The organism is Rhizobium sp. P1_E6, from assembly GCF_056405875.1.
Window position 1 is genome coordinate 1 of sequence record NZ_JBFUBG010000133.1, and the last position, 11,448, is coordinate 11,448.

At 59.7% G+C, this 11,448-nt stretch carries 8 protein-coding genes; 7 read left to right on the forward strand and 1 reads right to left on the reverse strand.

Features of this window, described 5'->3' with window-relative positions:
- The first annotated feature begins 45 nt into the window (after nt 1-45).
- Genes arcA through arcC form a run of 3 tightly spaced genes read left to right on the forward strand, consistent with a single transcriptional unit; the run spans nt 46 to nt 3,253 of the window.
- Entirely contained in the window at nt 46-1,275 is a 1,230-nt protein-coding gene (arcA, locus tag AC1D35_RS32815) for an arginine deiminase (RefSeq protein ID WP_477942031.1), read from the forward strand.
- A gap of 36 nt (nt 1,276-1,311) precedes the next feature.
- Nucleotides 1,312-2,316 carry an ornithine carbamoyltransferase gene (locus AC1D35_RS32820; RefSeq protein WP_477853408.1) on the forward strand — a complete coding sequence of 335 codons (1,005 nt, stop codon included), beginning with the start codon at nt 1,312-1,314 and terminating at the stop codon, nt 2,314-2,316.
- A 1-nt stretch (nt 2,317) separates the two neighbouring features.
- Nucleotides 2,318-3,253, forward strand: a complete 936-nt coding sequence (arcC, locus tag AC1D35_RS32825) for a carbamate kinase (protein ID WP_113510025.1) — start codon at nt 2,318-2,320, stop codon at nt 3,251-3,253.
- 15 nt (nt 3,254-3,268) lie between these two features.
- On the opposite strand, the gene AC1D35_RS32830 is transcribed toward arcC, so the two are convergent.
- Nucleotides 3,269-4,624, reverse strand: coding sequence for an amino acid permease (locus tag AC1D35_RS32830; RefSeq protein ID WP_113307616.1), 1,356 nt, complete (start codon nt 4,622-4,624; stop codon nt 3,269-3,271).
- 181 nt (nt 4,625-4,805) lie between these two features.
- Between AC1D35_RS32830 and AC1D35_RS32835 the strand changes: the two genes are divergently transcribed.
- The 4 genes from AC1D35_RS32835 to potE form a co-directional block, all read left to right on the forward strand.
- Nucleotides 4,806-5,732 carry a cation diffusion facilitator family transporter gene (locus AC1D35_RS32835; protein WP_477853407.1) on the forward strand — a complete coding sequence of 309 codons (927 nt, stop codon included), beginning with the start codon at nt 4,806-4,808 and terminating at the stop codon, nt 5,730-5,732.
- A gap of 164 nt (nt 5,733-5,896) precedes the next feature.
- Nucleotides 5,897-8,158: an Orn/Lys/Arg family decarboxylase gene (locus tag AC1D35_RS32840; RefSeq protein WP_477853405.1), complete on the forward strand. Its 2,262-nt coding sequence runs from the start codon at nt 5,897-5,899 to the stop codon at nt 8,156-8,158.
- On the forward strand, nt 8,155-10,518 hold the full coding sequence (gene speC / locus AC1D35_RS32845) for an ornithine decarboxylase (RefSeq protein ID WP_477942027.1): 2,364 nt from the start codon (nt 8,155-8,157) through the stop codon (nt 10,516-10,518). Before AC1D35_RS32840 ends, speC begins: the two co-directional genes overlap by 4 nt.
- Nucleotides 10,519-10,538: 20 nt before the next feature.
- Nucleotides 10,539-11,448 (forward strand): putrescine-ornithine antiporter (gene potE / locus AC1D35_RS32850; protein ID WP_477942029.1); only part of this gene is annotated, 910 nt, incomplete at its 3' end.

Consider the following 11,448-nt stretch of genomic DNA (forward strand, 5'->3'; position numbering starts at 1 on the left):
GAGCGGCGGCGCGGCCGCTACCCCGATGGCTGGAAGGAGGAGCGCATGCGTGGTTTCGGTGTTCACTCGGAAGTGGGAAAGCTGAGAACCGTCATGGTCTGCCGACCATCCCTGGCTCATCAGCGCCTGACGCCTGCAAACTGCCATGATCTGCTTTTCGACGACGTCCTGTGGGTGCATGAGGCACAGAAGGATCACTATGATTTTGTCCTCAAGATGCAGGAAAGAGGGGTCGAGGTTCTTGAGCTCCACGATCTGCTCGGCCAGACGCTCGCCAACAAGCAGGCGCGCGATTTCGTTTTGGATCGGCGCATCACGCCGAACGTGCTCGGCTCGCAGATCGCCGAGGCCATGCGTCCATGGCTTGACGAAATGCCGGCAAACCAGCTTGCCGCCTTTATGATCGGCGGCATCGCGATCTCCGACCTGCCCGATGTCAAGGCTAAGTCGCTGATGCTGAGCGCGCTGCCGGAAACAGATTTCGTCATCCCCCCGATCCCCAACACCCTATTCCAGCGCGATCCATCCTGCTGGATTTATGGCGGCGTGACCTGCAATCCGATGTTCTGGCCGGCAAGGCGCGCAGAGACATTGATCCAGCGCGCGATCTACAAGTTTCATCCGATCTTTCACGGTGGTGACTTCAAGATCTGGTGGGGCGATTCCGATACTCAGTTCGCCAATGCCTCGATGGAGGGCGGCGACGTCATGCCGATCGGCAACGGCACCGTTCTGATCGGCATGGGCGAGCGCACCACCTATCAGGCCGTTGGCCAGGTGGCACAGGCCCTGTTTAAGAACAAGGCCGCAAAGCGGGTGATCGGCTGCCTGATGCCGAAGAGCCGTGCAGCCATGCATCTCGATACGGTTTTCAGCTTTTGCGATCGTGACCTTGTCACGCTGTTTGCCGAAGTCGTCGACCAGATCCGCTGCTACAGCATGTATCCGGTGGATGACGACGGCACATTCGAGATCCATCCCGAAAATCAGCCGATGCTCGATGTCGTCAGCGAGGCGCTCGACCTGCCGCCGCTGCGCACCGTCGAGACCGGCGGCAATTTATATCAGGCCGAACGCGAGCAATGGGACGACGGCAACAATGTCGTCGCACTCGAACCAGGCGTCGTCGTCGCTTACGACCGCAACACCTATACCAATACGCTGCTGCGCAAGGCAGGCGTCGAGGTGATCACCATTCGCGGTTCCGAACTTGGCCGAGGCCGTGGCGGCGGGCATTGCATGACATGCCCCATCTGGCGCGACCCGGCTTACTGACGTTTCACCCACGAACCAGACCGACGGAGCAAGACCATGAGCTTCAATCTGCGCAATCGCTCGCTTCTGACCGTGCAGGATTATACGCCACGGGAATTCCGCTACCTTCTCGATCTCGCACGCGACCTGAAGCGGGCCAAATACGCCCGCACCGAACAGGAGCACCTGAAAGGCAAGGAAATCTGCCTGATCTTCGAGAAAACCTCGACGAGAACGAGATGCGCCTTCGAAGTTGCCTGCTCGGACCAGGGCGCCAACGTGACCTATCTCGATCCGTCCGGCTCGCAGATCGGACACAAGGAATCGTTCAAGGATACGGCGCGGGTGCTCGGCCGCATGTATGACGCAATCGAGTATCGCGGCTCCGCGCAAAAAGGCGTGGAGACGCTGGCCCGTTACGCCGGAGTGCCCGTTTATAACGGCCTGACGGACGAATATCATCCGACGCAGATGATTGCCGACGTCATGACCATGCGTGAGCATAGCGATAAGCCGATCACCCAGATCAAATATGCCTATGTCGGCGACACGCGCTCGAATATGGGGCACTCGCTGCTGATCGTCGGCTGCCTGCTCGGCATGGATGTGCGCATCTGCGGTCCGAGATCACTGTGGCCGTCGGATGAATATATGAACATCGCCAGGGATCTGCAGCAGGCCTCGGGCGCGCGGCTGCTGGTCACCGAAGATCCGAAGGAAGCGGTCAAGGATGTTGATTTCATCCACACGGATGTCTGGGTTTCGATGGGCGAGCCAAAAGATGTCTGGCGCGAACGCATCAAGCTGCTCACGCCCTATCAGGTCAATCAGGAGCTAATGAAAGCGACCGGCAATCCGCAGACCAAATTCATGCATTGCCTGCCGGCGTTCCACGACACTGAAACCGTGCTCGGCAAACAGATCGCCGAAGATTATGGCATGGAAAACGGCCTCGAAGTCACCGATGACGTCTTCGAATCCGAGGCCAATGTCGCTTTCGAGCAAGCGGAAAATCGCCTGCACACGATCAAGGCCCTGCTCGTCGCTACTTTGGGAGATTGACATGCGTGTGGTCATTGCGCTTGGCGGCAATGCGCTTCTCCGGCGCGGGGAGCCCATGACTGCCGATACCCAAAGGCGGAACGCGCGCGTCGCTGCTCAGGCCATTGCGCCATTGGCGGCCGAACATGAGATCGTCATCACGCACGGCAATGGGCCGCAGGTTGGGCTGCTCGCGCTCCAGGGAGCCGCTTACAAGCCGGAGGAGGCCTATCCGCTCGATGTTCTCGGCGCCGAAACCGAAGGCATGATCGGCTATATGCTGGAGCAGGAACTCGGCAATCTCCTGCCTTTCGAGCAGCCGCTGGCGACGCTTCTAACCATGGTGGAAGTCGATGCCGATGATCCTGGTTTCCAAAACCCGACCAAGTTCGTCGGTCCGGTCTACGAAAAGGCCGAGGCCGACCGGATCCGCACTGAAAAGGGCTGGGTCTTCAAGCAGGATGGCGAAAAATGGCGGCGCGTCGTCGCTTCGCCGGCACCGAAGCGCATCTTTGAAATTCGTCCAGTCCGCTGGCTCTTGGAAGAGCACACGATCGTCATCTGCGCAGGTGGAGGCGGTATTCCGACCATGTACGAAAAGGGTGCCGACCGAAAACTGATCGGCGTCGAAGCCGTCATCGATAAGGACCTCTGCTCGGAGCTTCTGGCGCGCGAGCTCTATGCAGATCTTTTGATCATGGCAACGGACGCCGAGGCCGTCTGCATCGACTGGGGCAAACCGTCCCAGAAGGCGATCCACCGCGCTCGTCCCGATGATTTCAGGCAGTTCTCATTTCCGGCCGGCTCGATGGGGCCGAAGGTGGATGCCGCCTGCCACTTCGCACGGGCAAACGGCAAGACGGCCGCCATCGGCTCGCTTGCCGATATTGCCGGAATGGTACGCGGCGAGCGCGGTACGATTATCAACGAAAGTTTTGATGGGCTGAGTTGGCACTGAACTTCTAAGGCAAACTTATCCTGAGACGGCCGGGTGCGTTGCTGCACCCGCTGCCGTCTGTTTGTTTGTGACTTCGACCGCGTTTCGCCTTTGCCAGACATAGACGGGAATTCCGAGCATCAGCAAAACGAGCCCATAAAGCACCGGCTCGGCGCCGGAGCCATACAGGGTGAAGATCGCAAAGACGAAGGCGATAAGCTCGATCGCACTCACCCGTGGCATCCGTCCCTGGGTCGCGCCGGCAACCAGGCTTCCGGCAAGCGCGCAGAAGGCATAGGGAACAACGGCCGCCATCGTGCTCAGCCCGACCATCAGCCGGTAAACCGCCGCAAAGCCTTCAGAGCCGAGAGCCTGGACGAGTACCAGCAGCGTTGCAAACAATGCCGAAACGACCATCCCCCATGCAGGTACGCCGCGCGAGGAGAGCCGTGCGAAAAGCGGCGGAAACAATCCGTCGCGCGCAGCGGCCATCGGCACCTGGCCCATCAACAGGGTCCAGCCGTTCAGGGCACCGATCGAGGAGAGCAGTACGGCGATCGAGATCGCCAGCTCTCCGGGGCGGCCCCACATGATTCCGGCGGCTTGCGAGAAGGGCGCGATTGAGTGAACCAGTTGCTCACGCGGCATGAGCCCCATGACGACAATGGTGCCGAGTACATAGAGGGTGGCGGCGATTGAGATCCCAAGGACGGTGGAGCGGGGAATGGTCCGCTCGGCGTTCTCGACATCGCCGGCGGGCACGGTCGCTGATTCCAAGCCCAGATAGGCGAACATAGTCAGCGGCGCCAACGTTGCGATCGACTGCAGCAGCGGCTGGCCACTCGGGTTGAACTCGGAAAAATGCGAAGTGTCGATGTAGAGAAGGCCGATAATGGCGACGGCGCCGAAGGGAAGCAGCTTGGCATAGGTCGTGACCTGCGCGAAGAGACCGGCCGCGTGAACGCCACGAAGATTGACCAGCACGATCGCCCAGATCACACCGAGCGTCAGAACGGTCGCGGTAAAGCGGTTGCTGAGGGCCGGAAAGAGGTCGACCATCACACCAGTAAAGGCAATGGCGATAACGGGCAGCGACGTCCAGATGGAAATCCAGTAGCCCCAGGCGATCAGAAAACCCGCGAAATCTCCATAGGCCAGCCTCGTATAGGCATAGGGCCCGCCGGTGACCGGTACGAGGCTCGCCAGGCGAGCGAAGGTGAGGCCGAGACAGATTGCGCCGGCGCCCATGATGATCCAGACGATGATTGCGAGGTTGCCGTAGGGCGCCACTGCGGCTGGTGAAAGATAGAAGCCGGATCCCACCATGTTTCCGACCACGATGGCGGTGCAGGCGGCAAGTCCGAGACTTTTGCCATTCGACGAGGTTGTCATAAGGTCCCTCCCGTGAGCCGGCTTCCGGGAGCCGATGGCTCTTCGGACTGCCTTCGAGCCGTGATTGTCGTTGCAAAAACGGACAGCCGCAATCCGGATCAATGCGTAGTCGCCAGGCCTCGTCTAGCCTTCCCGATTGTCGTAAAGCCTTTAGAATGACCGGTGCCGGAGTGGGGTGACGATGTTAAGCGAGCAGGGGTTTCTCAGGATCTCGATTGCAGCGACCGTGGTGGTCGCGACCCTCGGCGTGGTTTTCGGTATTCTTTCCGGCTCATTTTCCATTGCCTTCGATGGTGTTTATTCGCTGGCCGATGCGGCGATGACCGGACTTGCGCTGTGGGTTTCGAGCCTGATCCTGAAATCGACGCAGAGCGATGCCCAATCCGGCAGAATTCGAAACCGGTTCACGATGGGCTTCTGGCATCTGGAGCCGATCGTACTCATGCTCAATGGCTGCCTGCTGATGACGGTCGGCGTCTATGCGCTGATCAGCGCGATCATCAGCATTTTGAACGGCGGCCACGAACTCCGTTTCGGCATGGCCGTAGCCTATTCCACCGCGACGGTGCTCGTCTGTATGGTCATGGCTATCATGGGCATCAGGCTGAACCGCCGCATCAAATCCGATTTCATATCGCTCGACATCAAGGCCTGGATCATGTCGGGCGGAATCGCACTTGCATTGCTCATCGCTTTTCTCATCGGCATGGCCGTGCAGGCGACGCCGGTTGCATGGGTCGCAAGCTATATGGACCCCGCGGTCCTAGCACTCGTCTGCCTCGTCATGATCCCGCTTCCGATCACCACCGTATGGAAGGCGCTGAGCGAAGTCCTGTTGATTGCCCCTGTCGATTTGCAAAACCATGTCGATCGCATTGCATCGGAAACTGTCCGCCGCCTCGGCTTCCTCTCTCACCGCGCCTATGTTGCCCAGGTCGGCCGCGCCAAGCAGATTGAGCTCTACTTCATCGTACCCGAAGGACTTCCCCCAAAGACTTTGGAGGAGTGGGATGCGTTGCGCGACGAGATTGGGAATGCGATCGGCGACGAGAGTGCCAATCGCTGGCTGACGATTGCCTTCACCACCGACACAGAATGGGCGGAGTAACGTCAGCTGGAAGCATCCGGGCCGTCTCCACTGCCTAAATGCTTTGCGTCACGTTGATTGCAATCAACGACGCCGCACTACCCCTCATGTACGATCCTTCTACCTGAGATGCACACGGCTGCATGGCGGCCGGAGCCTTTGACATCAGGTTTCTGGAGGAACTCATGGAATTCCAGACGGCATTTCCTATCGCTGTTATTGACGAAGATTTTGACGGAAAAAGCGCCGCCGGACGCGGCATGCGCGATCTGGCAGCAGCCATCGAGAAGGAAGGCTTCCGGATCGTCTCCGGCGTTTCCTACGAAGACGCCCGTCGTCTGGTCCATGTCTTCAATACCGAATCCTGCTGGCTGGTCTCCGTCGACGGTACCGAGGACAAGGCCACACGCTGGCAAGTGCTCGGAGAGGTGCTGGCTGCAAAGCGACAAAGAAACGACCGGCTGCCGATCTTTCTCTTCGGTGATGATACGACCGCCGAAGATGTTCCGGCGGCAGTGCTACGCCACGCCAATGCCTTCTTCCGGCTGTTTGAGGATTCCGCGGAATTCATGGCCCGCGCCATCGCGCAGGCCGCCCGCAACTATCTCGACCGGCTGCCGCCGCCGATGTTCAAGGCGCTGATGGATTACACGCTGGAGGGCGCCTATTCCTGGCATACGCCCGGTCACGGCGGCGGTGTTGCTTTCCGCAAAAGCCCGGTCGGCCAGCTCTTCTATACGTTCTTTGGCGAAAACACACTTCGCTCTGATATCTCCGTATCGGTCGGCAGCGTCGGCTCCCTTCTCGATCATGTCGGGCCGATCGCGGAGGGCGAGCGCAATGCGGCGCGCATCTTCGGCACAGACGAAACCCTCTTCGTCGTCGGCGGCACGTCGACAGCCAACAAGATCGTCTGGCACGGCATGGTCGGGCGCGGCGATCTCGTGCTCTGCGATCGCAACTGCCACAAGTCGATCCTGCACTCGCTCATCATGACGGGTGCGACGCCGATCTATCTGACGCCCTCGCGCAACGGGCTAGGCATTATCGGCCCGATCTCCAAGGATCAGTTCACGCCTGAATCGATTGCCCGCAAGATCGCCGCAAGCCCCTTTGCCGGGCAAACGAGCGGCAAGGTCCGGCTGATGGTCATCACCAATTCGACCTATGACGGTCTCTGCTACAATGTCGATGCCATCAAGGCGTCACTTGGCGATGCAGTCGAAGTGCTGCATTTCGACGAGGCTTGGTATGCCTATGCCAATTTTCACGAATTCTATGATGGCTTCCACGGGATCTCGTCGAACCAGCCTGCGCGATCGCAGAACGCCATCACCTTTGCGACGCACTCGACGCACAAGCTGCTGGCAGCCCTTTCTCAGGCATCGATGATCCATATCCAGCATGCCGAGAACAAACGTCTCGACGTAACCCGCTTCAACGAAGCCTTCATGATGCACACGTCGACTTCGCCGCAATATGGCATCATCGCCTCCTGCGATGTCGCTGCCGCCATGATGGAACAGCCGGCCGGCCGCGCGCTGGTGCAGGAGACAATCGACGAGGCGATCAGCTTCCGCCGGGCGATGAATGCGGTCAGGAAACAGACGGAAGGCAACTGGTGGTTCGACGTCTGGGAGCCGACGGTTGCCGAGCAGACGCCGAGCGACACCCATGCCGACTGGGTCTTGAAACCGGACGATGCCTGGCATGGGTTTACCGGGCTTGCCGAAAACCACGTCATGGTCGACCCGATCAAAGTCACCATCCTCTCGCCGGGCCTGTCTGCAAGCGGTGTCATGGATGAGCACGGGATACCGGCCGCCGTCATCACGAAGTTCCTGTCCTCCAGGCGCATCGAGATCGAAAAGACCGGCCTTTATTCCTTCCTCGTGCTTTTCTCGATGGGCATCACCCGCGGCAAGTGGAGCACGCTTGTCACCGAACTTCTCAATTTCAAGGATCTCTATGACGCCAATGCGCCGCTGACCCGGGCGCTGCCGGCGCTCGCAGCAGCGCATCCGGAAGCCTATGCCGGCATGGGGCTGAAAGATCTCTGTGAACAGATCCACGCAATCTATCGCAAGGACGACGTGCCGAAGGCGCAACGCGAGATGTATACGGTGCTGCCGGAAATGGCGATGCGTCCTGCCGATGCCTACGACCGGCTGGTCAAAGGCCGGATCGAGAGCGTCGAGATCGACGATCTCATGGATCGCATCCTTGCCGTGATGATCGTTCCCTATCCACCCGGAATTCCGCTGATCATGCCGGGCGAGCGGATCACGCTGTCAACGAAGTCCATTCAGGATTACCTTCTTTACGCCCGTGATTTCGACCGCAAGTTCCCCGGTTTCGAAACCGATATTCACGGCCTGCGCTTCACACCCGGTGATAACGGACGCCGCTATCTGGTTGATTGCATTGTAGCGGAGGCACAAGAATGATCCCGCGTGATGTGAAGTCGCCGACGGTCGCCATACCGTTCCATAAGATGCTGAAGATCGTGGCCGTCATCGACCGCGACAATTCTCAGGCGCAGGAGTTGGTGGCGCAGATCACCGCCCAGGGTTTTGAGGTGGAGCTACGCGACGACTATTCCRCTGATGTGTCGGAAGATGCTGACGTCGGCGCCTATATCGGCTCGGTCGAAGGCGGGCAGTTGCCGGCGGCACGCAGCTTCCTTCGCGCTGTGAGAGAAATAGGCTTCCGAACGCCGATCTGGGCGATGGCCGATACGCTGACGATCGCCGATATGGATGTCGTCGAGATGGCCGGTGAGGTGGATGGTTTCGTCTATCTCGGCCAGCAGACGCCGACCTTCTATGCCAAGCAGATCGTTTCCAGCGCGGTCAACTACGGCAAATCGCTGCTGCCACCTTTCTTCGGCGGCATGATGGCCTATGACGGCGAGGCAAACATCGCCTTCGATTGCCCGGGGCATCAGGGCGGCCAGTTCTATCGGAAATCGCCGGCCGGGCAGCTCTTCTTCAAATATTTCGGCGAGAGCATTTTCCGCAACGACCTCTGCAATGCCGATGTCGATCTCGGCGATCTCCTGATCCATGAAGGTCCCGCAGTCGAAGCCCAGAAACAGGCGGCACGCATTTTCGGCGCTGATAGGACCTATTTCCTCCTCAACGGAACGAGCACTTCCAACAAGGTGGTTGCCAATGCGGTGCTGCGCAACGGTGACCTTGTGCTCTTCGACCGCAACAATCACAAATCCCTGCATCAAGGAGCCCTCGTGCAGGCAGGCGCCATCCCGATCTATCTGCCGACCGCCCGCAACTCCTTCGGAATGATCGGGGCCGTCGATTGGGCGGCTTGGGACGAAGCCTGGCTGCGGCAAAAGATAGAGGAACACCCGCTGGTCACCGACAAGAGCCGTGCCAAGGCCGAGCGGCCTTTCCGTCTGGCCTGCATTCAGCTCGCGACCTATGACGGCACGATCTACAATGTCCGGCAGGTGATGGAGAAGATCGGCCATCTCTGCGACTACGTGCTCTGGGACGAAGCCTGGATCGGCTACAACGCCTTCCATCCGCTTTTCGAGGGCCATAGCCCGATGCGGCTGAAGGACTTGTCGGCCGACATGCCGGGTCTGTTTTCCACCCAATCGGTCCATAAGCAGGGCGCCGGCTTCTCGCAGGCATCTCAGATCCACAAACGGGACGAACATATCAGCGGACAGCGCCGGTTCGTCGAACACAAGCGCTTCAATGAATCGCTGCTGATGCATGTTTCGACATCACCCTTTTATCCCCTGTTTGCCTCGCTTGATGTCAATGCCAAGGTGCATGAAGGCAAGGCAGGAGAGATGCTGTGGGACCGCTGCATCGAACTCGGGATCGAGGTGCGCAAGAAGCTGCGCGGGTTCGTCGATCATTACGAGACCAAAGCGGCAAGCCCCGAAGAGCAATGGTTCTTCGATCCCTTCGTGCCAGACAGGGTGTCGGTTTCGGGCTCCAAGCACACCGGCGATCTCGCCGATACCAGATGGGAAGATATTCCGACCGATGTGCTGAAGCGTGAGCAGCAATGCTGGCGGTTCGATCCGCAGGCGAAGTGGCATGGCTATTCGGGTTATGCGCCCGGCTACACCATGGTCGATCCAAACAAGCTTGCGATACTGACACCCGGCATCGACCGGAAAACCGGCGAGTATCGCGAATTTGGCATCCCGGCGACGGTCGTTGCCAACTACCTGCGCGAGCAGCGGGTCGTGGCGGAGAAATGCGATCTGAACAGCCTGCTCTTCCTACTGACCCCGGCCGAGGACGAGAGCAAGCTGAACACGCTGGTCGCCAAGCTCGTCAAGTTCAAGAACCTCTGGGACCGCGATGCGCCGCTGCAGGAGGTGCTGCCGACCGTCTTCGCGGCCAATCGCGAGCGTTATGCCGATTATTCCGTTCGCCAGGTCTGCCGGGAGATGCATTCCTTCTATCGCGAGGCGGGCGTCAAGGAGTTGCAGCGCCTCTGCTTCCGCTCCGAGAGCTTCCCGGAACCGGCAATCGCGCCCAAGCAGGCTTATGAGGCGCTGGTCGCCAACAATGTCGATTATGTGCCGCTGGCGGAAGCTGCCGGCCGCATCTCGGCGACGCTGGCGCTGATCTACCCGCCCGGTATCGGCGTGATCGTGCCGGGAGAACGCTGGGACGACCGGGCGCGGCCGATGCGGGACTATTTCCTCGCCTTCGAAGAATCCTTCAATCGCTTCCCCGGCTTCAATTACGAGGTCCAGGGCGTGTTCCAGGAGCGGATCGATGGGCGGATCAAGTTCCACACATATGTCGTGCGCGAGTAGGGGGTAGGGAGGATTTCATCATGACCGATAACACGATRCATCTCGCGGCCGAGACCACGGCCAAGAAGAAGATGAACCTTGTGCAACTCACCTTCATCGTCGCCGTCAACATGATGGGCTCGGGTATCATCATGCTGCCCGCCAATATGGCCCAGGTCGGCGCGATCTCGCTATTGTCCTGGCTGGTCACCGCTGTCGGCTCGATGGCAATCGCCTATGGCTTTGCCCAGGCGGGGCTGTTCAATCAGCGCCCCGGTGGCATGTCCGCTTACGCGGAAGATGCCTATGGGAAAGACGGCTACTTCATGGTGTTCTTCCTATATTTCCTCTCGCTCGCCGTCGGCAACGTGGCGATCGGGATTTCGGCCGTCGGTTATCTTGCCGGCTTCTTTCCGGTGCTGACCTCGACACCGATCATGACCTGCCTGGCGCTGATCGTGCTCCTGTGGCTGACCACGGCCGCCAATTTCGGCGGTCCGCGCATCACCGGCCGTATCGGCTCGATCACCGTCTGGGGCGTCATCCTTCCCGTCGGGCTGCTGTCGATTATCGGCTGGCTCTGGTTCAGCTCCAGCACGTTCGCAGCTGCCTGGAACCCGAAAGGACTATCGCTCGCGCAGGGCATGGGATCGAGCATCTCGCTCACGCTCTGGGCTTTCCTCGGCATGGAGTCCGCGGCACAGAACTCCGATGCAGTTGAAAACCCCAAGCGAGACGTGCCGCTCGCCTGCATGTTCGGCACGCTGGGAGCGGCCGTCATCTACATCCTGTCGACGACGGTTATTCAGGGCATCGTGCCGAACGCGGATCTCGCCACCTCTACTGGGCCGTTCGCACTCGCCTATGCCACGATGTTCAATCCGACGATCGGTTCGATCATCATGGCGCTCGCTGTGCTGGCCTGCCTTGGCTCGCTACTCGGCTGGCAGT